General features: G+C 49.2%; 26 protein-coding genes. 9 read left to right on the top strand and 17 right to left on the bottom strand.

The genetic code is table 11. The annotated features are described in order from the left end of the window. The 4 genes from KG631_RS18665 to KG631_RS18650 form a co-directional block, all read right to left on the bottom strand. On the bottom strand, positions 1-850 hold an 850-nt coding region (locus KG631_RS18665; RefSeq protein ID WP_214001156.1), incomplete at its 3' end, for an SLC13 family permease. After that, complete coding sequence (locus tag KG631_RS18660; RefSeq protein WP_214001155.1) at positions 847-2,796, bottom strand: SLC13 family permease; 1,950 nt, start codon at positions 2,794-2,796, stop codon at positions 847-849. The genes KG631_RS18660 and KG631_RS18665, both read right to left, overlap by 4 nt. A gap of 74 nt (positions 2,797-2,870) precedes the next feature. Further along, a complete protein-coding gene (locus KG631_RS18655) occupies positions 2,871-3,095 on the bottom strand; it encodes a hypothetical protein (RefSeq protein ID WP_214001154.1) in 225 nt (74 codons plus the stop codon). Between the two features lie 60 nt (positions 3,096-3,155). Then, on the bottom strand, positions 3,156-3,791 hold the full coding sequence (locus KG631_RS18650; protein ID WP_214001153.1) for a DUF2959 domain-containing protein: 636 nt from the start codon (positions 3,789-3,791) through the stop codon (positions 3,156-3,158). Positions 3,792-3,954: 163 nt separating this feature from the next. Between KG631_RS18650 and KG631_RS18645 the strand changes: the two genes are divergently transcribed. Genes KG631_RS18645 through frdD form a run of 5 tightly spaced genes read left to right on the top strand, consistent with a single transcriptional unit; the run spans position 3,955 to position 8,156 of the window. Further along, positions 3,955-4,851, top strand: coding sequence for a prenyltransferase (locus KG631_RS18645; RefSeq protein WP_214001152.1), 897 nt, complete (start codon positions 3,955-3,957; stop codon positions 4,849-4,851). A 14-nt stretch (positions 4,852-4,865) separates the two neighbouring features. Further along, positions 4,866-6,662, top strand: coding sequence for a fumarate reductase (quinol) flavoprotein subunit (frdA, locus tag KG631_RS18640; protein ID WP_214001150.1), 1,797 nt, complete (start codon positions 4,866-4,868; stop codon positions 6,660-6,662). Then, positions 6,659-7,369 carry a succinate dehydrogenase/fumarate reductase iron-sulfur subunit gene (locus tag KG631_RS18635; protein WP_214001149.1) on the top strand — a complete coding sequence of 237 codons (711 nt, stop codon included), beginning with the start codon at positions 6,659-6,661 and terminating at the stop codon, positions 7,367-7,369. The genes frdA and KG631_RS18635 overlap by 4 nt, the downstream gene beginning before the upstream one ends. An 11-nt stretch (positions 7,370-7,380) precedes the next feature. Then, positions 7,381-7,785, top strand: a complete 405-nt coding sequence (locus KG631_RS18630) for a fumarate reductase subunit C (RefSeq protein ID WP_214001148.1) — start codon at positions 7,381-7,383, stop codon at positions 7,783-7,785. After that, the gene (gene frdD / locus KG631_RS18625) at positions 7,785-8,156 is read left to right on the top strand and encodes a fumarate reductase subunit FrdD (RefSeq protein WP_214001147.1); all 372 of its coding nucleotides are present in this window, start codon (positions 7,785-7,787) and stop codon (positions 8,154-8,156) included. The genes KG631_RS18630 and frdD overlap by 1 nt, the downstream gene beginning before the upstream one ends. Here frdD and KG631_RS18620 read toward each other — a convergent pair. The 6 genes from KG631_RS18620 to mpl form a co-directional block, all read right to left on the bottom strand. Further along, positions 8,145-9,122 (bottom strand): hypothetical protein, encoded by a 978-nt coding sequence (locus KG631_RS18620; protein WP_214001146.1) that lies wholly within the window; start codon positions 9,120-9,122, stop codon positions 8,145-8,147. The genes frdD and KG631_RS18620 overlap by 12 nt on opposite strands. Positions 9,123-9,127: 5 nt before the next feature. After that, a complete protein-coding gene (panP, locus tag KG631_RS18615; RefSeq protein WP_214001145.1) occupies positions 9,128-10,774 on the bottom strand; it encodes a pyridoxal-dependent aspartate 1-decarboxylase PanP in 1,647 nt (548 codons plus the stop codon). A 137-nt stretch (positions 10,775-10,911) separates the two neighbouring features. After that, on the bottom strand, positions 10,912-11,682 hold the full coding sequence (locus KG631_RS18610) for an ABC transporter permease (RefSeq protein ID WP_214001144.1): 771 nt from the start codon (positions 11,680-11,682) through the stop codon (positions 10,912-10,914). Next, positions 11,682-12,608, bottom strand: coding sequence for an ATP-binding cassette domain-containing protein (locus KG631_RS18605; protein WP_214001143.1), 927 nt, complete (start codon positions 12,606-12,608; stop codon positions 11,682-11,684). The genes KG631_RS18610 and KG631_RS18605 overlap by 1 nt, the downstream gene beginning before the upstream one ends. Continuing rightward, the gene (locus KG631_RS18600) at positions 12,605-13,261 is read right to left on the bottom strand and encodes a flavin prenyltransferase UbiX (protein ID WP_214001142.1); all 657 of its coding nucleotides are present in this window, start codon (positions 13,259-13,261) and stop codon (positions 12,605-12,607) included. The genes KG631_RS18605 and KG631_RS18600 overlap by 4 nt, the downstream gene beginning before the upstream one ends. Positions 13,262-13,263: 2 nt before the next feature. Then, positions 13,264-14,619, bottom strand: coding sequence for a UDP-N-acetylmuramate:L-alanyl-gamma-D-glutamyl-meso-diaminopimelate ligase (mpl, locus tag KG631_RS18595; RefSeq protein WP_214001141.1), 1,356 nt, complete (start codon positions 14,617-14,619; stop codon positions 13,264-13,266). A gap of 136 nt (positions 14,620-14,755) precedes the next feature. On the opposite strand from mpl, the gene KG631_RS18590 reads away from it, so the two are divergent. Next, complete coding sequence (locus KG631_RS18590) at positions 14,756-15,727, top strand: class 1 fructose-bisphosphatase (RefSeq protein ID WP_214001140.1); 972 nt, start codon at positions 14,756-14,758, stop codon at positions 15,725-15,727. 62 nt (positions 15,728-15,789) lie between these two features. Further along, positions 15,790-16,317: an inorganic diphosphatase gene (gene ppa, locus KG631_RS18585; RefSeq protein WP_097111474.1), complete on the top strand. Its 528-nt coding sequence runs from the start codon at positions 15,790-15,792 to the stop codon at positions 16,315-16,317. A gap of 67 nt (positions 16,318-16,384) precedes the next feature. Here ppa and KG631_RS18580 read toward each other — a convergent pair whose 3' ends face one another. Next, entirely contained in the window at positions 16,385-18,619 is a 2,235-nt protein-coding gene (locus tag KG631_RS18580; protein WP_214001139.1) for an EAL domain-containing protein, read from the bottom strand. A gap of 188 nt (positions 18,620-18,807) precedes the next feature. Here KG631_RS18580 and KG631_RS18575 point away from each other — a divergent pair, with 188 nt between their 5' ends. Next, a complete protein-coding gene (locus KG631_RS18575; protein ID WP_214001138.1) occupies positions 18,808-19,710 on the top strand; it encodes a TIGR03899 family protein in 903 nt (300 codons plus the stop codon). 25 nt (positions 19,711-19,735) lie between these two features. Here KG631_RS18575 and KG631_RS18570 read toward each other — a convergent pair whose 3' ends face one another. The 6 genes from KG631_RS18570 to dusA form a co-directional block, all read right to left on the bottom strand. Beyond that, on the bottom strand, positions 19,736-21,901 hold the full coding sequence (locus tag KG631_RS18570) for a response regulator (protein ID WP_214001137.1): 2,166 nt from the start codon (positions 21,899-21,901) through the stop codon (positions 19,736-19,738). A 124-nt stretch (positions 21,902-22,025) separates the two neighbouring features. Beyond that, positions 22,026-22,799, bottom strand: a complete 774-nt coding sequence (locus KG631_RS18565) for a TIGR04219 family outer membrane beta-barrel protein (RefSeq protein ID WP_214001136.1) — start codon at positions 22,797-22,799, stop codon at positions 22,026-22,028. A 5-nt stretch (positions 22,800-22,804) separates the two neighbouring features. Next, the gene (locus KG631_RS18560; protein ID WP_214001135.1) at positions 22,805-23,782 is read right to left on the bottom strand and encodes a DUF2333 family protein; all 978 of its coding nucleotides are present in this window, start codon (positions 23,780-23,782) and stop codon (positions 22,805-22,807) included. A 9-nt stretch (positions 23,783-23,791) separates the two neighbouring features. Next, the gene (locus KG631_RS18555; RefSeq protein WP_214001134.1) at positions 23,792-24,229 is read right to left on the bottom strand and encodes a copper chaperone PCu(A)C; all 438 of its coding nucleotides are present in this window, start codon (positions 24,227-24,229) and stop codon (positions 23,792-23,794) included. A 232-nt stretch (positions 24,230-24,461) separates the two neighbouring features. Then, positions 24,462-24,722, bottom strand: a complete 261-nt coding sequence (locus tag KG631_RS18550) for a hypothetical protein (protein WP_214001133.1) — start codon at positions 24,720-24,722, stop codon at positions 24,462-24,464. 226 nt (positions 24,723-24,948) lie between these two features. Continuing rightward, complete coding sequence (dusA, locus tag KG631_RS18545) at positions 24,949-25,923, bottom strand: tRNA dihydrouridine(20/20a) synthase DusA (RefSeq protein ID WP_214001132.1); 975 nt, start codon at positions 25,921-25,923, stop codon at positions 24,949-24,951. Positions 25,924-26,087: 164 nt separating this feature from the next. Here dusA and zur point away from each other — a divergent pair, with 164 nt between their 5' ends. After that, positions 26,088-26,528, top strand: a complete 441-nt coding sequence (zur, locus tag KG631_RS18540; RefSeq protein ID WP_214001131.1) for a zinc uptake transcriptional repressor Zur — start codon at positions 26,088-26,090, stop codon at positions 26,526-26,528. Positions 26,529-26,567 lie beyond the last annotated feature (39 nt).

Raw genomic sequence — 26,567 nt, 5'->3', positions numbered from 1 at the left:
GGGCCAGCACAATATCGCCAGCCTTCAGTACTGTCTGGCGTGATGGCAGGGTAAAGGTTTCCTTGCCACGGGTCAGCGCGATGACCATCAGACCGACGGTATTAATCAATCCTGACTCTTCCAGCGTGCGACCAGCCAGCAATGAGGGCTTGGGTAAACGCAGGGCAAAAATCCGCTCCTGTAAACCATATTGATCGCTGAGGTTCCGGCTACCAGCCAGGCCTGCGCGGCCAGGATCCGTTGCCGGCAGCAGGTGGCGGCCAATAAAGGCTACAAATAAGGTACCAGCCAGCAAAACCGGTAAACCAATCAGCGCAAAATCAAATAACCTAAAGCCAGGCTGATTATTATTCTCCAGCGCAATACTAACCAGTAAATTCGGCGGCGTACCGATTAACGTTAGCAAGCCACCCAGCATGGCACCAAAGGCCATTGGCATCAGTACCTTAGCGGGTGGAATACCACAGCGTCTGGCTGCCTCTACCGTAACAGGCAGCAACAAAGCCACTACGCCAATGTTACTCATAAAGGCTGACAACAAACCGGCAACCAGCATAATCACGATGATCATCTGGGTTTCACTGTTACCCGACAGGCGGATCACCCGCCGGCCAATGCTATCGGCAATACCGGCCCGGGTTAAGCCCTCACTCATAATAAACATGGCCCAGACCGTAATTACTGCCGGGTTACTGAAACCACTTACTGCCTCAGCCGGAGACACCAGCCCCAGCAATGCCAGGGTGCATAGCACCAGCAGGGCTACGACATCCATCCGCAGCCACTCAGTAATAAACAACACCAGCGCTGCCATTAACAGCAGTAAAACTAAGGCGATTTCCAGCGTCATAGTGGCCACACCAGTAACAGCATGGGCAGGCTTACCAGTACCACCAGTACATCTAATGGCAAGCCCATCCGCCAGTAATCGCCAAACCTGAAACCGCCAGGCCCCAGGATAAGAGTATTATTCTGATGACCAATAGGCGTCAGGAAAGCACAGGACGCACCGACGGCGACCGCCATTAAAAAGGTATCCGGGTTGACGCCAAGCTGATTAGCCGCACCCAGAGCAATAGGCGCCATTACTGCAGCCGTAGCCGCATTATTCATTAAATCAGTCAGGATTAGGGTGGTGATCAGGATCACTGCCAGGCCAATCACGGCGTTGCCCTGGGCCAGGGTGTCTAGTAACACACTGGCAATCAGGCCGGCCGCACCGGTGCTTTGCATCGCCCCCGCCACCGGCAGCAATGAAGCGAGCAGCACCACTACCGGCCAGTCGATAGATTCATACACTAAACGCCACGGCAGGGTACGAAATGCCATTGTGGCTAAAACACCTGCAGCAAACGACACCGCTGCCGGTAAAATCCCCAGTGCAGCCAGTGCGACTGCCAGCAGCATAATCACTGTCGACATAATGGCATTACGTTTATTCGGGATCCGCAGCTCGCGCTCTGCCAGAGGCACACAACCGGTATTGTTGGCAAAATCTTGCAGTACGTCGGGTGCCCCCTGCATCAGCAATAAATCGCCGGCCCGCAATTTCATAGAACGCAAACGGGCCATCGAACGCCGGCCATGACGTGACACCGCCAACAAATTAATACTGTAACGGGTCCTTAACAACATGTCGGTAGCAGAACGATTAACCAAACTGGACGACGGTAAAATAGCCAGTTCCAGCAGTACGATTTCATCGGGCTTACGGTCTTTTTCTGGTTTCTTTTCAACTTGCTGTGTTGGGTCGTCTTCATTGGCGTCATCGGCGACCAGCTCAGCTTTGCTATCTGACACCTTTGCCGCTTTGCTGCTTTGTCCATTGTTAGCTGCGGCTATCTCATCGGTTGCTTCAGCATTGCTGTCAGCTTTGGCTTCGTCCTCTGTTTTCGACTCTTTCTTCGGTTTAGCATGTGCCAGTTCCAACCCTAAATCTGACAGAACCTTCGTTAATGCATCGGCTTCAGCCTCGATGATCAGCACATCCAGCGCCCGCAAATAACGACCAGAACTCGGCGCATTAACCCGGAAGTCATTGCGGATTAACCCTACCACCTGGGCGTCGGCATCATCCAGCACAGCCTCTACCTCGCGCAGTTTCATGCCATCGGCCTTACTACCGTCAGGTATCCGGACTTCGGTAATATAGGCCCCGGTTTCAAATCCCTCAGTACCCGCTTGCTTACGTTTAGGTACCAGGCGCCAGCCAATCAAAATGATAAAAACCAGACCGACGGCAGTAATAGAAGCACCGACTGCAGTAAAGTCGAACATATTGAAACCTTGCATTCCCTCTGAGCGTCGGATACCAGAAACGATTAAGTTAGGTGGGGTACCAATTAAGGTCATGGTACCGCCAAGAATAGAAGCAAAAGCCAATGGCATTAACACCTGGCCAGGCGCCAGTTTTAACCTGTGCGCCAGTTGAATCGCCACCGGCATTAATAGTGCCAGCGCGCCGACATTATTCATAAAACCAGATAATAACGCCGCTAACACCGTTAGTGCCGCAATACTGAGTGTGGGCCCGGCTTTGGCCGGCAATACTAAGCGGGTTAACACGTCTACCGCGCCGGAGCTTTGTAAAGCCCGGCTTAACACCAGCACGCAGGCCACGGTAATGACGGCGGGATGACCAAAGCCATTAAAGGCGGTTTCCGCTTCAATTAAGCCGGTAAAAACACAGGCCAGCATCGCACCCAGCGCCACCATGTCGTGGCGCCAGCGGCCCCAGAGGAACATGCCGATCGTCACCAGTAATATTAAAATAATTATGCTTTGCGGCGTGGTCATATTGCGCTCTTCTGGTTGGCTGGACTAGCGGCTAAACAGTTGGTACCCGCTTTACAATATTATGACGCCGGTTGCTACAACCTGGCGCGGAATTTTGCCGCATCAATAATCGCCCATAAATGAGCAATGGCCGCAATAATGGCCGGTATTATTAGCCACCAGAGCGCATAACCCACTACACAAATAACAAAAAACACCAGCGCTGCCAGAATGCGCCCCTGCACCAGCTGACCTAACCCAGGTACAAAAATATTACAAAGTGCGGCAATAACATTACCACCCGATCCCTGACCCGCCATAGTACTCTCCTGTTTTAATTAAATATTAGACTTCTAAGCAGCGCCTGAGCGCCCACCATATTATTGTTTAAGGGTAGCAATAAATTGCTGCGATTCACTAATTGCTTTATTCATATTGCGAATAAGCAGGGTAATATCGCGCTCAATACCGGCGAATTCATCACGCAAGGCGCCAATCGCCTGAGCATTTAAATTATGCTTTAAATACAAGCTATTGTCCCGCAGACTATCCAGCACGGGTGCCATAGAGCTCTCTGCCTGGCGCATAGTATTAAGCAGTTGCTTATACTGGCGCTGCGTTGCTCGCAATTTGGCTGTGCTTTCCTGCTTTAGCTTAGCATTGGTATACATGTCCAACTCGTCCTGCCACTCATCAAATAATGCTTCTGCTACATCTTCAATACTGTTTATCCGCTCTGACACTAAAGCGGCGGCCTCGCTGCAGTCCTGATATTGTTCATCGGTTTGCTCATACTGTTTTTGCAAGTCGCCACCATCAAACTTTATCAGAGTACTGAACTGTTCCAATGCTGATTTAAACTGTTCCTGGGCATCTTGCTGGGCATCCTGAGCTTTATCCACCCGATCTGCCAGGATGTCCCGTTTGTGCACCCCCACTTTTTCCATCGTGGAATAGTAGGCGCTCTGACAGGCCGTCAACATCAGCATCGACGCTATAAATAAAATGACACGCATACGTTTTCCTTAAATTTATTTAGACCAGACTATTGCTGCACTGCTCCGACAATAGCAATTCATTATTAGTTTACAACATAAATACAGAAAAAATGTCGCAGATCAAGCCATAAGCTGACAGCTAGCTATACTCTGTAGCAAATTTGTTTAACAGGAGCGTTGTTTGCTAACACAACTTTGTGGTGTCGCCCGTGTCAACTTTTTAAGTTTGACTCTGGTGTGTATAGCCCTCGCCGCCAGCGCTAGTTGGCAAGCGGGTCATCCGTTGCTACCGGGTCTGCTGATCCTGATCACCGCAGTGGGATTATGCGCCCATATAAGTGTCAATGCGCTGAATGAATATCTCGATTTTAAATCAGGCCTGGATTTTTTAACCAACCGCACGCCGTTTAGTGGTGGCAGTGGCACCCTGATCCAAAATCCGGCAGCTGCCAACCCTGCATTGATCCTTGCTTTAGTCTGCCTGCTGCTGGTAATCGCTTGCGGCTTGTACCTGAGCTATCAGCTAAACTGGCAACCACTTTTTATCGGCGTTCCCGGCGTGCTGTTAATTTACGGCTATACCCGCTACGTTAACCGCTGGCCGTTGCTTTGCTTACTGGCACCGGGTATTGGCTTTGGTATCTTTATGACCCTGGGCAGCTACTGGGTGCTCGCTGGCAGCATCAGCGCCGGCGCCTGGTTACTGGCTTTTATTATGACCTTGCTGGTCAGCAATTTATTGTTATTAAACCAGTTTCCTGATGTCGAGGCCGACCGTCAGGTTGGCAGGCGCCACTTGCCTATAGTTATTGGCCGGCGTCACAGTGCCAGTGTTTATACCCTACTGTTATTACTAAGTTATTTGCTACTGCTTGCAGGTGTTATCAGCGGCATTTTACCCTGGCAGTGTTTACTGGCGTTATTTACATTGGGCCTGGTAGCCAAGTTATTACCCGGGCTATTTCAAAATGCCGACAAGCCGCAGCAACTGCAGCCTTATCTGGGCATGAATGTGTTGCTATGTCATCTCTATCCAATGCTACTGCTGGCCGGCTTGCTCTGGGCTGGCCCTGCCTGATACAAGGACAACCAATGCAACAATTACAACAGGATATTATTGTAGTGGGTGGCGGCGGTGCCGGCTTGCGGGCTGCTATCGCTGCGGCTGACACCAATCCGGGCTTGCAGGTGGCGTTGCTGTCCAAGGTATACCCGATGCGCTCGCATACCGTTGCTGCCGAGGGCGGCGCCGCGGCGGTAACCTTAGAGCAAGACAGTCTGGCAGGCCATTTTCAGGATACGGTAAGCGGCAGTGACTGGCTGGCTGAACAGGATGTGGTGGAATATTTTGTCAAACACGCTTATCAGGAGCTGGTGCAACTGGAGCGCTGGGGCTGCCCGTGGAGTCGCAAAGCCGATGGTAGTATTCAGGTGCGCCGTTTTGGTGGTATGAAGACTGAACGCACCTGGTTTGCCGCCGATAAAACCGGTTTTCATATCCTGCACACCCTGTTTCAGACCTCTCTTAAGGACCCCACTATCACTCGTTTTGATGAATACTTTGTTATTGATTTATTAGTGGTTGAACAGCAAATTGCCGGCGTACTGGCTATCCACTTCAGTACCGGCGAACTGGTACAAATTCTGGGCAAAGCCGTCATCCTGGCGACCGGTGGCGCGGGCCGGGTCTTTCATTACAATACCAATGGTGGCATTGTCACCGGCGATGGTATGGCGCTGGCGTACCGGCATGGGGTGGCACTGCGGGATATGGAGTTTGTCCAGTATCACCCCACCGGCTTGCCTGGCAGTGGTATTTTAATTACCGAGGCCTGTCGCGGTGAAGGCGGAGTTTTACTGAATAAAGACGGCTATCGGTACTTGCAGGACTATGGTCTGGGCCCGGAAACACCTGTCGGTCAGCCAAAGAATAAATACATGGAGCTGGGGCCACGCGATAAACTCTCGCAAGCGTTCTGGCAGCAACAACAGCGTGGTCTAACGGCCGACTATCACGGCCATGCTGTGGTTTACCTGGATTTACGTCATTTAGGCAAGGCCCATTTGGCTAACCGGCTACCCTTTATCTGCGAGCTGGCGAAGTCCTATGTCAATATTGACCCGGCTACCGCCCCTATTCCCATCCGCCCGGCGGTGCATTACACCATGGGTGGTATTTTAACCGATATTAACTGCCAGACCAGCATTGCCGGCCTGTTTGCCGTAGGTGAATGCGCGTCAGTGGGCCTGCATGGCGCTAACCGGCTGGGGTCTAATTCATTATCTGAACTGCTGGTGTTTGGCAAAGTAGCCGGTGAGCAAGCCGCAGCACTGGCACTAAAAACGAACACACTACCGTTAAGTGCCGTCGCCACCCAGTGCACGCGCCAGCAAACCTATATCAGCAGTTTATTTGCTGACAGTTGTGATGACACTGTCCATGCTATTCGCACTGAACTCACCCTGGCGATGGAACAAGGCTGCGGCATTTATCGTGACAACGCCGGCCTGCAGAGCTGTCTTAGCACGCTGCAGGCGCTAAAAATCCGCTATCAGCAGTTAAAAGTCACCGATAACAGCAAAGCCTATAACAGCGCCTTGTTGCAACATCTGGAGCTTGGCTTTGGCTTGGACGTTGCCGACACTATTTGCCGCAGTGCGCTGGCCCGCACTGAGTCACGCGGCGCCCATCAGCGACTGGATGAGGGCATGACACAACGCAACGACAGCGACTTTTTAAAACACAGCCTGGCAATCCGTCAGCCTGATGGCAGTGCCGCAATTAGCTGGCAGCCTGTGACCATTACCAGCCTGCCACCAGCTGAGCGTCATTATGGATCTGCAGAGCGTGGTTCAGCAGGGAGCGGTTCAACAGGGAGCAGCGTATGAGCAAAACCATCAATATTGCCCGTTATAATCCACAAACCGACAGCCAGCCACAATTGCAGGCGTTTCAGGTAGACAGCGATAACAGCACCTCAGTACTCGATGCGCTGCTGCAGGTGCAACAACAGGACCCCAGCCTCGGCTTTCGCTGGTCGTGCCGGATGGCGATATGTGGCTCTTGCGGGGTAATGGTTAACGGCATTCCCAAACTGGGCTGCAAAACCTTTTTACGGGATTACCCTGATAAGCTGACCGTCAGCGCCCTGGCCCATTTTAACGTAGAGAAAGATCTTATCGTCGATATGCAGCCGTTTTTAACCCACTTAGCGGCAGTTAAACCTTACCTGATTAATGCTGAACAAAGCAGCCAGCCACACCGGCAAACCCCGGCACAACTGGCCAAATACCAGCAGTTTGCCAACTGCATAAACTGCGGTTTATGTTACTCCGCCTGCCCGCAATTTGGCCTGAACCCCGAATTTCTCGGGCCGGCGGCGATAACGCTGGCGCAGCGCTATAACTTAGACAGCCGCGACGCCGGCAAGGCTGCCAGGATGCCTGAACTCAATAGCAAAAATGGCGTATGGGGTTGCACTTTTGTCGGCTTTTGCTCCGAAGTCTGTCCGAAAAAAGTCGACCCGGCCGCCGCAGTCAATCAGGGTAAAGTGGCCTCAGCCAGCGATTTTATTATCAGCATGTTTAAACCCTGAGGAGAACCGTGATGAACATAGAAACGCCCGGCGGCAACAAGCAAGAGCCCGGCCCCTATCAGCCGGTTATGCCACGCACCTGGTGGCTGCAGCACCGCTATTTTCGGTTTTACATGCTGCGCGAAGCAACGGTACTGCCGTTGCTGTTCTTTATTGGTTGCCTGCTATATGGCTTGTATTGCCTTAGCCTGGGTGAGACACAGTGGCAACACTGGCTGGCTTTTATGGCAAAGCCCTGGGTGGTGCTGCTTAATCTGCTGGCTTTTGCCGCCAGTTTGTTTCATGCGAAAACCTTTTTTGAGTTATTTCCAAGAGTGATGCCATTGGCGCCGCCCGGCTTAATGATTGCCGGGCAGTGGCTGGCCACCTTGCTGGTGGCAACCGGCCTGACTTTATTATTGGGAGGCTGGCTATAATGAACGACACTACTCAAGCCAAACGTTCTGACGAGCCTGTCTGGTGGGCCTTATTCAGCGCCGGTGGCGTCTGTTTTGCCGTGGTAGTACCCGGTGCCATTCTGGCGTTGGCGCTGCTGCCGGCATTTGGTGGCTTTAGCGCCGACAATCTGAGCTATCCGCGCATTTCAGCCTTATTGCATGATGCACTATGGGGATTGGCCGGGCTGGCTTTTATTGGCAGCGTGATATGCTTACCGCTGTTTCATGCCGCCCACCGCATTCATCATGGGCTACATGATCTTAAGCTAGGCGGCGGTTTACTCAGTAAAGTGCTGTGCTATGGCAGTGCGGCTGCACTCAGCTTATTGGCACTATACTTAATCAGCTAACTGACTATTGCAATTGTGCAGCTCGTTTTCCAGCTGAATGTACTGCTCTACTTCTACTGGAATGTTAAATTCTAGTTCCGCAGGCAAACCTAACAGTGCGCGCTTGCCGCGCCATTCTGATCTTAACTTGGGATAAATTTCATCGAAGCGGGCTTGTTCTTCAGTAGATAACTCAGTCTTACTTAACTGCGTACGCAAAGGTAAAAGAAACTCATGCAGTTGCGGCATAAGTTCAACAGACAATGTTAAATAGGCTTGTGCATTTAACGCTACATCTGTTTGTTGATCATGTAATATCTCTACTTGTGCAGGATTGGCCTCCAACTGTCTGTTTATGTCTTCAAGTTCAACCATATAACTCATTGCCAGCAGCGACATAAAAGCGCCACCATAGCCGTGCAAAGCGGCTTGTTCTGCCCAGTATCGCGCCTGCGCCAGTGCTGACCGATCAAGACGTTCAGAGAAATGTTGTGCTGCGGGTTTACTAAAGTGCTGATACCGGGCATAGGTTAAATACCTTTCCGCCAGCATTCGCATGGCCAGCACATCCGCTGCCTGAGCTTGCTCCACTAATTGATCAATACTCAGGGTTTGGTAATAGCTGTTATCCAGTTCAGCCTCTAATTCTTGTCGATACCAGTGCAGAAAAGCTGTTCTTCCAGAATGATTTTTGACTCGTTCAGCAATATCAATGCAGTTTTGCTCACTATAAGTTATTTCAACTGGCTTCGATGACGACGATAAAACAGGGCTGTGCCCTCCTTCATTTTTATTCTCCGTTAGCTGCCCGTCAGGTGGAGTAATAGACGTCGTTGTAATTTCGGTTACATTTTTTTTAAGCTCATGAGAGGGTTGCTTCTGCTCCGCATCAGTAAGGATATTATCAGCTGAATAACCGTACCACATCGCTACAATTACAATAACAACCAATACAATTAAAATGTTGCGCAGGGACTTCGCACCCATAACTATCAGCCTGTCAGCGTTTTAGCCAGCTGCAATAACTTCGGATAAAATTCTTTATTTTGCTGGGCTATCTGATCCTGCTCCACCAGTACGTCATGCAGAATTTGTTCTGTGGTCAGCGGATTGGCCAGTACCACCCGGAACACGATGGTTTCCTGCCGGTCGTAAGCAGCGGGGGTTAAGCGGGTCCGTGACACAAACGATTTACCCTCTTCCCGCTGCCGTTTCTGAATAAATTTAGTCAGACCGTTTAAAAGCTCATTAAATTGCTGGCGCTGCTCGCTACTGGCAACTGCCATGGCTTTTTGCACCTGGGCCGGTACATAGCGATAGGTTAACAGGCACAGCTCAGGTGCGGTAATCAGCTCAAAATCAATATTATGCTCGATTAAGGTGGCAAAATAGCGGGCTTTTTCCAGCGAGCGGTTGATCAGAATTTCATAACCATCACGGCCAATCACCTGCAAGCAGGCATGGACCAGCATCGCCATACCAGGGCGTGAGCCTTCGAGGGTCTGACTACCTAAATCTTTTGAGCCTTTACGCAGAATATACTCGGCATGATGCTCAATAGCATGCGCCGATGACGGGTGTTTAAACACCACCATCCCTGCGCCCATTGGCACATACATCTGTTTATGAGCGTCGATCGTAACTGAATCGGCCCGTTCAATACCGGCCATTAAATGGCGGTACTGATCAGATAACAAAGTGGCACCACCCCAGGCAGCATCGACATGAAAGTGACACTGAAACTGCTCTGCTAAATCGGCCAGCTGAGCTAAGGGGTCAATATTGCCGGTTTCCGTGGTGCCGGCCACGCCGACAATCGCCAGCACTTTAATATTTTTAGCAGCAAGCTCGGTTAACACCTGCTGCATCTGGGCGACATCGACTTTGTTGTCAGCATCGGTTTTCACACTCACCACATAGTCACGGCCAATACCCAGCACGTCGGCAGCTTTGCCCAGTGAATAATGGCCCCGCTCAGACACCACTATCGCCAGGCCGTCGTAGCCATAGTGCTTCAGCGCCCGGAATAAGCCTTCTCTGGCAATGCCTTTAAAGTCACCATCGGCTTTAAGCAGGCGGTTACGGGCTATCCACAGTGCGGTAATATTCGCGACGGTACCGCCAGAGCAAAACGCGCCTAATGAGTGGTTGGCACTGTGCATCCACTTTTTATAGAAGTTGTCTTTTTCACCATAAACCAGATGATGCATCATCCCCAATACCTGCCGCTCCAACGGGGTAAAGGCTTTGGAGGTTTCAATTTTTACCAGATTCTGGTTCAGCCCCACCATCATTTTCGATAACGGCAGCACAAAGTACGGTAAAGCTGAGGTCATATGACCAATAAAACTGGGTGAAGCGGTATGCACCGAATGGGCCACCAGCTTTTGCATCATGCTTTCAGCATAATCAGAGACAAACTGCGGTGACAAGGGAATTTGATGTGCCTGAAAATCCCGCTCAATTTGCCATAACGGTTTTTCCAGCGCGACAATACTCTCACGCAGGAAGCCGGCCAGATTCTGTGACAGATTCTGTTCAATAATGCTTAAGGTGGAATCCGGCGCCTCGGGTACTGTAAAAATGCGCCAAAGCGCATCTTCAGAGGCGGCAGCCAGCCGTTTTGTCGGTTCTGTCATGCGTTATGCTACTCACTGAGCCGAAACAGGCCCCACTTCAGTTCTCTGATGTCAGATGTCAGACCGGGGCGAAGAAAGGGCCTAACTCTACTGCAACTGCCAAAAAATGTCTGCAAAAATTTTAACAGGACAAATCACTAGCTGCGCAGACCGACACCGCGGTTAATTAAATACAGTGCAAAACTGAACATGACCACAATAAAGCTTGTCACTACTGCCAGCGCCAGCACAAGGCTGACATCACTAACCCCAAGAAAGCCATAGCGGAAGGCATTAACCATATACACTATCGGATTTAACGCCGCTACATTCTGCCAGAACCCTGGCAGCATTGTTAATGAATAAAAAACCCCGCCAAGATAGGTTAACGGCGTCAGCACAAAGGTCGGAATAATACTGATGTCATCAAAGGTCTTAGCATAAACCGCATTAATTAACCCACCCAGCGCAAACAGCATAGATGTCAGAATCACGGTAATGATGATAATCGCCAGATTGTGGATCTGAATATCAACAAAAAACAGCGACAGAATAGTGACGATTATTCCCACCAGCATGCCACGGGCCATACCACCGCCAACATAGCCCAGCACAATAAGGTAATTAGGTACCGGCGCGACCAGTAACTCTTCTACATTACGTTGGAATTTGGCACTGAAAAACGACGAGGCGACATTGGCATAGGAGTTGGTGATCACGGCCATCATAATTAAGCCCGGCACAATAAACTCCATATAACTGAAACCGCCCATATCACCGATACGCGAGCCAATTAAACTGCCAAAAATGACAAAATACAGGCTCATGGTAATGGCGGGTGGTACCAGGGTTTGCACCCAAATTCGCATAAAGCGGGTAATTTCTTTACTTAAAATACTTTGCAGGGCAATCAGATAACTGGCACGCATTAGTTTGCCTCCCCACGACCGGTTTCGACCAGTGCCACAAATAATTCCTCTAAGCGGTTGGCTTTATTGCGCATCGACAACACATTAACCTGTTGCCTACTAAGCTGGCTGAAAATCGGGTTTAAACCCTGGCTCTTCGGCACGTCAATTTCAATACTGTGCTCATCCAGCGACCGCCAGCTGATATCATCCAGCGTTAGCGTGGCCGGGTTCTGATCCAAATCGAGAATAAAGGTTTCAATAGTCAGCTTATTTAACAACGCCTTCATGCTGGTATTTTCAATAATCCGGCCTTTGTCGATGATAGCAATATTGCGACAGAGCATTTCTGCCTCTTCCAGATAATGGGTGGTCAGAATGATGGTTACCCCGGCTTTATTGATTTTACGTAAGAATTCCCACATTGAGCGGCGTAGCTCAATATCGACCCCGGCTGTCGGCTCGTCCAGGATCAACAACTTAGGCTCATGCATCAGTGCCCGGGCGATCATCAGCCGCCGCTTCATACCCCCAGATAATTCACGGGCCCGGGCATGGCGTTTATCCCACAACCCCAGCTGACTCAGGTACTTTTCAGCCCGCTGCATGGCAAGCTTCTTCGGCACACCATAGTAACCCGCCTGATGCACCACTATTTGCAGCACAGTTTCAAACTGATTAAAGTTAAACTCTTGCGGCACCAGGCCAAGCTGACTTTTTGCCTGCTCCAGCTCGGTATCAATATCGTGGCCAAATACTTTAACACTGCCGCTGCTTTTATTGACCAGTGAGGTTATCACGCCAATAGTGGTGCTTTTACCGGCACCATTGGGGCCAAGTAAAGCGAAAAAATCGCCCTCTGTTACCTGCAAATCAATACCAGTAAGCGCAACGGTACCGCTTTTATATACCTTGTGTAACCCTGAAATATCTAACGCCAGACTCACTCGCGCTCTCCTGTATCTGTGCTGTTGCCGGTACTGTCGCCAGCCCGTTCGCCACCATAGCCCCAACGGGCGGTAAGCTGCTGCTTTAGCCCCAGCTGGTCTAAAATACGTGCCACCATAAAATCGACCAAATCACTGATTTGCTTCGGCTGATGATAAAAGCCAGGCGCCGCCGGCATAATAGTCACGCCCAGCCGGGCCAGTTTCAGCAGGTTCTCCAGATGAATAGCGCTAAGCGGCGATTCGCGCGGCACTAAAATCAGTTTGCCGCCCTCTTTTATCACCACATCGGCAGCACGTTCGATCAGATTATCGCTGGCACCACAGGCTATCGCCGCCACGGTGCCGGTAGAACAAGGACAAATTACCATCTGCTTTGGCGCAGCAGAACCTGAGGCTACCGGCGAAAACCAGTCGTCTTTACCGTATACCGTTAACAGGCCGTCGGCACAGTTGAAATGGCTCTGCAATTGCATCGTGCACTTGTCCGGTGCCCCGGCCAGTTTAATATCATGTTCGGTAGCGAATACTACCCGGGCGGCACTGGAAATAAGTAAATGCACCCTGATGCCCTGCTGTAACAGCAGCTCCAGTAAACGCCAGCCGTAAGGCGCGCCAGAGGCGCCGGTAAAGGCTAAGGTGATTTCCTGCATGTTTACTCCCATTTAAGCGCCAGCGCGCGAATAAGCTTATCGTGAATACCGCCAAAGCCGCCGTTACTCATAATGACGATGTTATCACCCTTTGTTGCTTGTTCGACCAGTAAACCGACCAGCGCCTCGATATCATGCGATAAATGGGCTTTCGGACTTAAACTGCGGGTAAGTGCCTCCAGCGACCAGTTAGCATTGGCCGGCTCATATAAATATACTTTGTCGGCAATGGCTAACGACACCGGCAACGCCGCTTCGTGCACGCCCATCCGCATGGTATTAGAGCGCGGTTCCAGTACGGCCAGTAGTCGTCCCTGGCCCACTTTATTGCGCACACCCTGTAACGTAGTGGCAATGGCCGTTGGATGATGGGCGAAATCATCATATACCTTAATGCCAGCAATATCGGCCTTCAGTTCCATCCGCCGCTTCGGTGCTACAAACTGGCTCATGGCCTGCAGTGCCACGTTTACCGGCACACCGGCATGGCGGGCAGCAGCAATAGCCATCACGGCATTGTCGACATTGTGCTGGCCGCCCAGTTGCCAGTGCAACTCGCCTTGTAACTGCTGCTGGTAAAACAGCCTAAAGGCACTACCATCATTGCTAATAAGCTCTGCCCGCCAGTCCTGGCCATAGCTCTGGCGTTCACTCCAGCAGCCCATCGCCAGGGTCTGGCTGACTGCCTTAGTATCTTCCGGCGACAACACCAGACCATTTGCCGGCACCATTCTGAGCAAATGATGAAACTGGCGCTGAATTGCCGCTAAATCGGGGAAAATATCAGCGTGGTCAAATTCCAGGTTATTAATCACCAGGGTGCGCGGCCGGTAATGGACAAACTTGGAGCGTTTATCGAAAAAAGCGGTGTCATACTCGTCGGCTTCAATCACAAAAAACGGCGACTCACCAAGCCGGGCTGAGGTATCAAAATTCTGCGGAATACCGCCAATTAAGAACCCCGGCTTCAGGCCGGCCGCTTCTAAAATCCAGGCCAACATGCTGCTGGTGGTGGTTTTGCCATGGGTGCCGGCAACCGCCAGCACCCAGCGGTCCTGCAATACCTGTTCTGCCAGCCACTGTGGGCCAGAGGTATAGCGTAGCCCGCGGCTTAACACATATTCCACGGCCTCATTGCCACGGGATAAGGCGTTACCAATAATAACCAAATCAGGTTCGGGGCTGAACTGGCTGCTGTCATATCCCTGCACCAAACCAATGCCCAGTTCAGTCAGTTGCTCGCTCATCGGTGGGTAAACATTTTGATCAGAGCCGGTAACCTTATGGCCCAGCGCTTTGGCAATAGCGGCGATACCGCCCATAAAGGTGCCGCAAATACCTAAAATATGAATATGCATCAGTCATTTCCTGCTATGCAGGCCCGTTGGTATCAGAAAAACAGATAAAACTACGATCAAAACTGCAATTTAACAATAAATTCTTTAAAATAGCGCTGCCCTACACATTTACTACAGCAATAAAAGGAATAACAAAATGCGCCGTATTTCCCCGGTACTGCAGCAGGACGGAGTAGAACCTGAGTTAATTGCCCTGCTTAAAACCATTCTAGCCGCCTGCCGAGAAATTTCTTTTCGGGTCAGTCAGGGTGAACTGGCTGGTGTATTAGGTTCTACCCTTGGCGAGAATATTCAAGGGGAAACCCAAAAAAAACTTGATGTAATAGCCAATGAATTACTCAAAGAAGTGATCCTGGAAACCGGTGTAGTTAAAGCCATAAGCTCAGAAGAAGAAGACACTATTGTCGCCGGCAATCCGCAAGGTAAGTATCTGGTCACCTTTGACCCACTGGACGGCTCGTCAAACACTGATATTAACAGCTTAATTGGTACCATTTTTTCTATCCTGCCAGCCGACCCTGACAAAGCCCCGGACGACAGCAGTCTATTTTTGCAACCCGGCACTGCTCAGGTTGCAGCAGGTTATGTGCTGTACGGGCCATCGACCATGCTGGCATTAACTACAGGTCATGGTACCCGCTTGTATACGCTGGATAATACTTATGGTGGTTTTTTGCTGACCGAAGATCAGGCGGCCATCCCCAAATACACCACTGAATTTGCAATCAATATGTCCAATCAGCGCTTCTGGCAGGAGCCGATGCAGCGCTATGTGGCTGACTTGTTGCTGGGTAAAACCGGCCCCCGCGGTAAAAACTTTAACATGCGCTGGATAGCCGCCATGGTGGGAGATGTGCATCGGGTACTTTGCCGCGGCGGGATCTTCGCTTACCCGCGGGATACGAAAGACCCGCAAAAACCAGATAAATTGCGACTAATGTATGAAGCCAATCCAATGAGCTTTCTGGTAGAACAGGCTGGCGGCCTGAGTTCAACCGGCTACCAGAGAATTATGGACATCGTCCCGACGGATATTCATCAGCGGGTAGCGGTTATTCTGGGTTCAAAACATGAAGTGGAAACCTGTATTGGCTATCACAAAGCATAGTTATTTTTGTGGCTGTCGCTATAATAGCCGGCACCGAATCAATTAACCGAAAAGGAAGCAGCATGAGCTTAAGCGACGTAGCAGCAGGTAAAAATCTGCCAGACGAAATAAATGTAATTATTGAAATCCCGGCCAATGCCGACCCGATTAAATACGAAGTAGACAAAGATACCGGTACCGTCTGGGTTGACCGCTTTATGTCAACGCCGATGTTTTACCCCTGTAACTATGGTTTTGTTAACCACACCTTATCGCTGGATGGTGACCCGGTAGATGTATTAGTTCCTACCCCTTATCCGTTGGTACCGGGTGCAGTTATTAAATGCCGGCCGGTTGGCGTCTTAAATATGTCAGACGAGGCCGGTGAAGATGCTAAAGTTATTGCAGTACCGGTTAGTAAACTAACTAAGCTATATGACCATATTCAGGACATCAATGATGTGCCAGAGCTGTTAAAGCAGCAAATTCAGCACTTTTTCGAGCGCTACAAAGAACTTGAGCCGGGCAAATGGGTTAAAGTACTGGGCTGGGGCGACGCTGCGGCTGCCAAAGCAGAAATCATGACCTCGTTTGAGCGGGCAAAGAAATAACCCACCCTTTTGGTCAGAACAAAGAATAAAGCCGCGTTACGCGGCTTTTATTTATTCCAGAACAGGTTCACTCACTTCTTTTCGCATTATTATTCGCTAAAAATACCAGTAATTCGGCAGTAGGCATGGGTTTGGCAAACAAAAATCCCTGCACCTCATCGCAGCCCATCGCTGCAACCGCTTGTTGCTGCGCCTCCGTTTCCACGCCTTCGGCGATAGTAGAAAGCCCCAGCCGTTTACCCAGATTAATAATTGTTTGGGCAATTACCTCACCGGCCGGCCCGGTAACTTCGCGCACGAACGCGCGGTCCACTTTAATCCGATCCAATGGCAACTGCTGCAAATAGCTTAGTGACGAAAAGCCAATACCAAAGTCATCAATTGCCACTTTTATTCCGGCATTTTTAAGTTTTTGCAGGGCTTCAATAACAATTTTCGGCTCGTCCATCACCACTGATTCGGTAATTTCAAGCTCTAATAAAGCCGGGTCAATATTGTAGCGATTAACACAGTCAATAACCGTCTGGACAAAGTGATGGTTTCGAAATTGTGGCATTGATACATTTACCGCAATTCGCAAATCGCTGTAGCCCTGCGTGGCTAAATGTTTTATTTGCTGGCAAGCCTGTTCCAGCACCCAACTGCCAATTTCAACAATCAGCCCTGAATACTCTGCCAACGGAATGAACACAGCAGGTGAAATATACTGGCCATCAGCGACCGGCCAGCGTAACAACGCCTCCATGCCAACCACGCGTTTACTGCTTAATGATACTTGCGGCTGATACCATAATTCGAGCTTGTCGCGACTGAAATCACTACGCAGCTTGCGCAGTAACGACAGGCGTTCAGCCATTTCATCTTCCATTTCCGGTTGATAAAACTGGAAACTCTGGCTGATACTTTTCTTGGCTTTATTCAGCGCAATATAAACATGCTTTAGAATGGTCAGCCCTTGCTCTGCAGAATCCGTTAACCGACATAGCCCAAAGGTCGCAGTCACCTGCAGCGCATGCTCAGATGCCTGAAATGGTTCGTTAAACACCTCTTCTAAACGCTCTGGCGTTAATTCGTGCGAGGGCCCTACCAAGCCAAAGACATCGGCGCCAATCCGGCCCAGCTGACAGCTGGTTCCGAAAAAGGCAATCAGGCGCAATGTCAGGGCAATCAGTAATTCATTACCAACATCCTGGCCCAGACCATCGTTAACATCAGAAAAATGATCAATATCTACCAGTACTGCAACCATGCCCTCGGCATCAAACCGGCGGGTATCCTGTAAAATCTGAATAAATTCGTTGCGATTAGGCGTCTTGGTCAGCGGATCGATATATGCGGCATGTTTAAGCTGTTGAAAAAGCGTAACATTTTCATAGCCTATCGAAATGTTACTCAGAAACACTTCTATTAGTTGCCGGTCAAATGCTTCTATCGGCCGGTTTGTCTCAATATAAACTGCAGCGCAATGCGTGTCACTGCCCAGATACAAGACGGTATCCTGCTGACCAAAGATATTCTGGCGCTGACTTAAACACAGGTTAATTTGCTGTACAATCCGCGGATTATCCAACTTATCCAGCTGGCATTTAATAAACGGCGCGTAATGGCCCGCCGCACCTAATACATAAATTTTGTCGCTGGTGCTACCATCGTCTTCTATCTGGGCGCAAAGCACCCCCTCTGCATGCAAGCCAATTAATGACGCAATCTGGGTCACGACCCCTTCTGAAAATTCGTGTAACGAATGCTGCTCAAGCAAATTGGCACCGGCATTAATAATTTTTTGCAGGCCAATCCGATTTTGATTTATCGTTCGGATTTGTTGATAAGAGCGGATTGAAGCAATAATAGCGGTAACTAGCTTACCACGGGTTAATTCTGTTTTAGTTTTGTAATCGTTTATATCGTATTCTTTAATTACACTTTCTTCCGGCGCATAACCGGGCTGCCCCGTCCTGAGGACGATGCGCAACTCTTCCAGATGCAGCTCATCACGGATCCGCTGCACAACCTTTAGGCCAGCGTCATCAGATTCCATAACGACATCAAGCAATACCATGGCAATATTCGTGTTGTCGTGCAGAAAGCGAATGGCCTCATCACCAGAATAGGCATGATGGAACTGAAGTTTACGGCCAAGGACAATAAGGTCATTCAGAGCCAGTTTGGTAACGGTATGAATTTCTTCGTCATCGTCAACGATCAGAATATTCCAGACGCCAACAGCAAGCTCCGGTTCAGACGAGGTTTGCTCGTCTTCTGCGAAAAACAGAAAATCTTCATCTGTTTCATTCGATTTCATGATTACGCCTTTATTTGTCTCTTGCCTTAAATATACATGCATACGTTAAAAAACAAAAAACGAATTGTCGTTTATTTTTATCTTATTTAATTTTTACAGATACCTGGTATAAATTGTTGGCGCTACTTGCTGCTACATCAGCTTAGTGCCAAGATAACATTTATTACTCGATACTTACCGGATTTATTTTGAGCAAAGTAACCTCGGCTTCCGGTCAGCAGCGGCTGTTAAAACTGGCGCGATATCACCTCGGTGCACCTGTTGCCAGTAAAGCGGCTGAAACCAGCAATGAGGCCAACGCTGACAACAGTGACCACACACCAGGCAGTGCGAAACACCAGCAACTCGCTGCGCGATCTGGGGGACCAGCCCCTGGCGGGGAGCTTAATCTGGCACAACGGGTAAACCGCCGCCTGCAAATGCAGCGTGAACGCCAGCAGCAAAATCTGGAAAAGATAATGGCTCAGGCACTGGAATATTGCCCGGATCGGGTGTCAGCTCAGGAAGTGGATCCCGACTGGTTTTCGCAGTATTGCGAATTAGTACTGGACATTTCTAACAATAGCATGCAACAGTTATGGGCAAAAATACTGGCTGGGGAAATTACCACTCCAGGCCGTTTTTCGCTAAAAACCCTGCAAACTCTGAAACTGATGAGTCATAAAGAAGCACAAAGTTTGCAGCTGGCCGCCAGTTTAAGCTGCCGCAGCAGGCAAGAGCAAAGTGGTCGGATTTACTTTGGTTACATTCGTAAACCATCGTTGTGGCAATTACTCACGGGGCGCAGCATGGCGTTACTAAATTTAAGTCAGTTTGGGTTGAGTTATCCGCAAATACTTAATCTGGTAGATATTGGCATTTTGCATAATGTCGAAATTGAAAGCGGTGAACTGCAACCCGGACAGCAGTTCAGCTGGCAGTTTCAAAGTCAGACACTGGAATGCACAGCGCTGCAGCGTGGCGTTGTACTGCAGTATTATAAGTATACTGCTGTAGGCACCGAGTTATTACCATTACTGAACAGTCCAACGCACAGTGGGTATTTAACCACCTTACAGCAGCAACTTGGCTCGGTATTAGCCTTTAAGTAACCTTATCACTACATCCAAACCCAGGCTAAGTCCGGCTTGTCGTTAACGAAAACCGGGCAAGTAAGCTGTCTAACCGGGCAGGTTCCAGGGGTTTGAACACAATGTCGTCCATTCCAGCCTCACGGTAACGTTCAATTTCAGCGGGCATTGCATGTGCAGTAAAGGCAACAATGGGTACCTGACGGTATTGCGGCATTTGCCGGAGCTGCTTAGCAATTTCAACGCCTGACATGTCCGGCAGTTGAATATCAAGCAAAATCATATCAAACCGCTGCTGTTTACATAATGAGAATACTTCTGCCGCTGAGGTAGCAGTATGCAACATCAAAGGTTTATTTTTTAACAGTACCCGGACAAATGCCAGATTTGTTTCGTTGTCATCCACAACCAGAATATGTTGAACATCAGCTGGTTTGGGTAACTGTTCAGAGACTGCCTGCACTGCAGCCAGACAAAACTGATGATTGGCTAATACCTCTGGTAATTGCTGCTGCCACGCTGACATGCGTTCCGGCGATGCAAAACAAAGCATTGCCGATTGCTGCCGGACGCACTGCTTTATTTTCTGCCAGTCAGAGCCGTCTGTTGTCGCGGGCAAAAACAGCAACACCAGTTCAAATACTTTGTTTTGAAGCAGGTGCTCCAGCTCATTCAACTTGCTGCACTTGCTAACCTGAGACGCAATACCACTCAGCGCTATGCAACGTTGGTGTAAACGTTCGTTATCAGCGTCAAATATTAATAAGTGCTGGATAGCTTTTGTTGTACTAACCTGCTCAGTTTGTACTGGCAAGGTGAGTTGCAAAATACAGCCAAGACCTTCAAGTGATTGAGGTGTAAAATCGCCGCCCGTTAATTGTATTGCTTTTAACAAAGCCACATCTGCGTCGCTCCACTGCAGGTCCAACAGCTGGCCGGTTTTGATCAGGTCCCGGCAATGTTCAGGCAATCCATTGCCGTTACAACCAGCGCTCAAGCGCAAAGTAGGTTGTGCACCACCTTGCAGCTGTATCGTAACACTGATTTTGCTGACGTCATCAACCCGCAAACATAGCGTAACTAACGCTTGCAGTAGCGATTTCAACGTTTTGTCACAGACACTTACCGTATAGTCAAGATTATCAGGGTACTCCTGCCAGTCCAGTGTAACGCCAGTGGAAGGCAGCAGCTCATTAAGTTCATCAATGTGCTGTCCCAGCCAGTCACTGAGCCTGACAGGCGGCCCTTTGAGCTGCTTGTCACTGAACTGATAATACCCCGCCAACATATGCATTTGCAGCAAACGTTGCAGTTGTGCCGGCTGTAACTGTGTACGACGATGCCACAAGATCAGGCTTTGTTCAAACCAATGACGGATGTGGCGTCGCTGTGCCTGCTGGTCCGTCGTTAAAGACTGCCGTTGCTGCTCGAGCTCTGTGAGTTGCACATTAAAGTGTTGAACACGCTGATTTAATTGCTGCACCAATTGCTCGGTTGCCAACTGACTCTGATCCAGGCTGCTGGCCAGATCATTAAACGCTTGCTGCACAGGTTTTAATGACGGCACCAGCGACTCGGTTATCTGACACTGTTGCCGGGCTTGTTGCAGCCGCCGAAAATTGTGAGCGAGTAATTCTACATCAGTCGCAAGCCGCACTTGTCCGCGTCTGACAATGCTGATACTTAAAACCAGACCAACAGCCATTGCGGCCGCCAACAATGCCAGCGGAATTAACCTGAACAGCCAGCTCGGCTCTGTCGCGATAACGACGGCAACATAACCATTATCAGGCAACTTAGTCGCACTGTCTGTTTGTTCCGGAGCCAGCCCTGCACTCACTGGCAAAACTGCCAGCTTAGTGCCATCAGGCAAGGCACTTAGCTGATAAGTTGAAGGCGCAGACTGCAGGACAGATGCGGGTGCCGGGAATGCACTGCTGGCAATTAATTCCAGTTGTCCGTTATAAACAGCAATGTATTGTACAGCCAAGGAAGAACTAAGATGGATTTGCCGCAGTTGATTAGCCAATTGCTGACTATCATGTGCAGGCAGATTTGCCTGAACTGCATAGTTGACGGTTACCGCCAACTGCTGAATTTGTTGTATTTGTTGGTTGCGGGTTTCATTTTGAAGCCAGACAATAACAAGTAGCCAGGCCAACAATAACGAAAGCAGCCATGGAACAATTAACTGTTTGAATATAGTTGTCAAAATGATACTGCCGTCACTCAGAATAAAGTTACTATAAAGTGATTTTGCGGTAGCAACAAGGGTTGTACCGCAGCAGTCATGGCCGGCAACAAATTACTGGCTATTTTCTGGATGAGTCACAAGTTTAAAAGTGCAGTTCAATACCGGCAAAAGCACCCTTAAAGTCAAGATTACTGTATAAGTTGTCAAGGTCATCCAGTCGCAGATTCACTGCCCGGTATCCCACCTTCAGTCTCACATCAACAGCTAAAGAATCGATAATTTCATAAGCAACGCCCGCCTGTACGTCATACATCCGACTGTCGCTCCAACCGATATAGCTGCCCTGAGCAAACACATCCAAACCAGTTAATGGTAAACCAACTTTGCTATTGACATACAGCATTGGCAACCATTGCGACACCGACTCCTCGCCCTGTAAACCGTTTTCAGTCTGCTCCACTACTGATGCCGAGCCTTTAATATGCTTGCCATTCACACCGATGTCGAGGGCAACCACACTGTTATCAAGGATCTCATAATACAGTACGACATCGGTATTAGTCAGATCAACATTGTTGGTAACGGTGGTATTCACAGAAAAATCTTCGCCACCAAAACTGAAATCGCCGTCTATTAATGACACACCATCAGCTTCAAGCTGATTGTGAGCCAGCCGGATATTAGGCAGCACCGGAATGGGGTGCTCCAGAGCAATAAAGTATGAGCCCTGGGTCTTGTTATCAAAAGTGAATTCCGGCGCGGGTTCACTATTACCAAAACTGCCGGTTACATCTGTTTGCCAACCATCACCACCAACGTAGACACCGAGTAAGGTGTCAGCAGTGGCCTGGCCCGTAATTAAAGCTGAACCCAGCGCCACCGACAACGCGGTTTTAATAATGGTGTTTTTTTTCATTCTGCTTATCCTTGAGTTAAAAGTTCTGATAAATCGATCAGCGCTGCGTTGGCGCGGGAAATATAGTTTGCCATTACCAGGCTATGGTTGGCCAGCAAACCAAAACCACTGCCATTTAATACCATCGGGCTCCAGATTGGTTGCTGGGTGGCTTCCAGTTCCCGGATAATTTGCTGCAAACTTACCATGGCGTTGCGCCGGTGCAGCACTTCGGCAAAATCCACTTCTACGGCTTTTAAATAGTGCAATAATGCCCAGGCTGCGCCGCGTGCTTCATAAAACTCATCATCAATTTTCCACCAACTGGTTTTAACCACCCGGTGGTTGGGGCCAGTAGTAGACTGACGGGCCCCCGCATCGCCGGCAAGGTCCGTATTCAGACGATCCTGACCGACACTGGCACTTAGCCTTTGAGAGTAGCTGCCTAATCGTTTTTCAACGTTCTTCAGCCAGTCCCGCAGATTGTCCGCGCGGGCGTAAAATTGGCTGCCAGCAATGCTGCTGTCAGATAAGGCATCGCGGTATAAATAAAGTTGATCTACAGCTTTACGATATTCAGATTCAGCACTGGGAATTGCCCAGCTGCGATGGTCGATATTAAATTGTGGCTGAGCAACTTTTAGATACTCATTTTCAGCTGATTGTGACTGGGAGCGGCTGAAGTCTTTACGAAACGCCAGCGCCAGATCGCGAGACATCTCCAGGACACCAAACTCCCAGGCGGGCATATTGTCGAGCAAACTATAGGGAGGCAAAATATCATTGGCCAGATAACCGCCCGGCTTGTCCAGCAGGGTCTCTGTCACCTTTATTAAAGCAGTTGTCGTAGTATACCCCACCGTGGGTGTTACATTATTTGTTTGTTGTGCCTGAGTTATGTCTTCTGTGATAACCGCCGGTTCCCGACTTACCCACCAGCTGACCACAACAAAAATAAACAACACCAGGCCCGTAACCAGATAGGCAATATTGCGCTTGTTCATAGTCATTCCTTAGCGACGTGGCATTTCAGTTAGCGGCATACTTAGCTCAATTTGCTGGTCATTACTGAAACTCAGCGTAACAGTAACACTCTCACCGGCCAGTAATGGCTGTTTAGGGTTAAACAACATCAGATGTAAGCCGCCCGGTTGCAGACTAACACTGGCTTTAGCAGCAATCTCGATGTGAGTAACTTGCTCCATCCGCATCACGCCATCCTGATGCGTGTGCTGATGTAATTCGGCACGCTCAAATGCCGCACTTGTGGCTGACATCAGCTTAACTGCTGATGAGGTATCATTATTAATTGTAAAATAGCCTGCCGTGACGGTGCGTCCGGGCATTGGCACTCTGACCTGACCATCTGTAACCGTGAGTTCTGCCGCAGTGACTGGCAAGCCTGCCAACCCAAAAACAACAGTCAGTAATAAAGCAGCTAGTCGAATCATGTTACGCCCCCTTAACAAATTTAGCTTATCTTACACCAAATCATGGCAACGAACAGCGACTTAGCACAAAGTTATAACCGGCCAAATGGCAAAAAGCCCGCAACGGCTAGCTACGGGCTTTTTGCCATAACATTAATATCGGCGTAAGAAAACTCCACAACACAAACGCCGAAAACATCGTGACAACGGGCAGTAAATACAGCAGCAATAAACTGCTTGCGGTCAGCACCGCTTATTCTGCCGCAGGCTTAGTATCAGCTTTGGCAACCACATCTTTTTGCTGGGTGATCTGAGCATCTGCCTGCAACAATTGGCTAACCTCTGCCGCAGTTTTTTCCATAGCCTGCCGTGCCTGCTGAGCGATGGTAACTTTTAGTTCAGCTATCTGATTGGCAGCTAATTGTTGTAACGCTTCAGTGGCTGGATTGGCCTGTACTGGTGCAGCAGTCAGCATTACAACAGCAGTTAACGAAAGGGCAGCTAAAGTTTTCATGTTATATTCCTTCATAATGGTTAAGTTATTTGATACTACAACTCACCTATTACAAAGCTTGTGCCAACTTTAAAACCAACCTATGTAGCTGAAATTAATGAAGTAAATTTAAATCGATTCACTTGCGCGTTTCACGGCAGCAACATAAAACCAAAAGTTAGCGAAATTAACCACTCTATTAGTCAAATTCTTCATGCTGGATTCAGATACGGATTATGGCGGCCCATTACTCAGGCACAGAGGCCAATGCCTGCACTAATACCTCGGGCCCTGCCCCCGCCAGATGGCCATTTTCACTGAGATGACGGCGCCAGAGACGGGCGCCGGGTAACCCCTGAAACAGCCCGAGCATATGGCGGGCAATGTGCCAGAAACGCGCGCCCTGCTGCATTTGTTGTTCAATATAAGGTAACATTTTCCGTACCAGCTCGTGCTGACTGAGTAATGGCTGCTCTTCACCATAAATAAAATGATCAACCTGACTAAGCAAAAAGGGGTTAGTGTAGGCTTCACGCCCGACCATTACGCCATCGACCAGTTGCAACTGATAGCGCACATCGTCCAGGGTTTTAATGCCGCCGTTAATACTGATATCCAGCTGCGGGAAATCCTGCTTTAGCTGATGCACTCTTGGATAATCAAGCTCGGGTATTTCGCGGTTTTCTTTCGGGCTCAAACCTTTTAACCAGGCTTTACGGGCATGAACAATAAACTGCTGACAGCCGGCATCGGCAATCGTACCAACAAAGTCCGTTAAAAACTGATAACTGTCCAGCTCATCAATACCAATCCGGCTTTTCACGGTAACCGGTATCGACACGGTATCCAGCATTGCGGCAACGCAACTGGCCACTAATTCAGGTTTCGCCATCAGGCAGGCACCAAACATGCCGTTTTGTACCCGGTCCGACGGACAACCGACATTTATATTTACTGCGTCATAGCCGCGCTGCTCTGCCATTTTTGCACACTGCGCCATCTCTGCCGGATTAGAACCGCCCAATTGCAGCACTAATGGATGCTCCTGCTCGTTAAACGCCAGATAGTCGCCCTTGCCATGAATCAACGCGCCAGTGGTTACCATTTCGGTATACAGCACAGCGTGTTTCGTCATTAGCCGGTGAAAGTAGCGACAATGTTTATCGGTCCAGTCGAGCATAGGGGCGACAGAAAATTTGTGGTCGATAAGTTTTGAAGCCAAAAGTCACGTACCTGCAGAGAGTAATAAATATAAAACCAGATATTGTACAGCAAATAGCGTTAAAATTGACGGTTTACGGGCAATTATCAGTAGTCTCTGTGCGTGGAACTTAAATAGCAATATGCTACACTGCCTGCGACTGCTGCCAGGAGATCAGATTAAGTATGTCAACAGAATCATTAGTAACCCGGGCCAAAGCAATTTGCGATAAAAATGGCGCACGCTTTACTGCCATAAGGGAAAAAGTATTTCGGTTAATGGCTGAAACTGATGGCGGCATGGGTGCTTATGACCTGCTGGAGCAATTAAAACAGACTGAGCCGGCGGCTAAACCCGCTACTATATACCGGGCACTGGAGTTTTTAACCGAACAGGGCTTTATTCATAAAATCGAATCCAGCAACGCTTTTATGCTGTGCCATCACTTTGGCCATCACCACCCGGCACAACTTCTGATCTGCGACAGGTGCGGTAACGTAACTGAATTACACTCTGCAGTATTGCACCAGGAATTCAGTACACTGGCAACCGAAAAAGGTTTTAAAATTGAGCACCAAACTATTGAAGCTCATGGTTTTTGCCATAAATGCCAGCACGTTGCATAAATAACTGCAAACTCGTAGGCTAACTTGTATGATAAGCAA

The organism is Arsukibacterium sp. (genome assembly GCF_018402695.1).
Taxonomy (GTDB): Bacteria; Pseudomonadota; Gammaproteobacteria; order Enterobacterales; family Alteromonadaceae; genus Alishewanella.
Note: the sequence above shows the minus strand (reverse complement) of the source record. Positions and strands in the feature narration are given on the sequence as shown.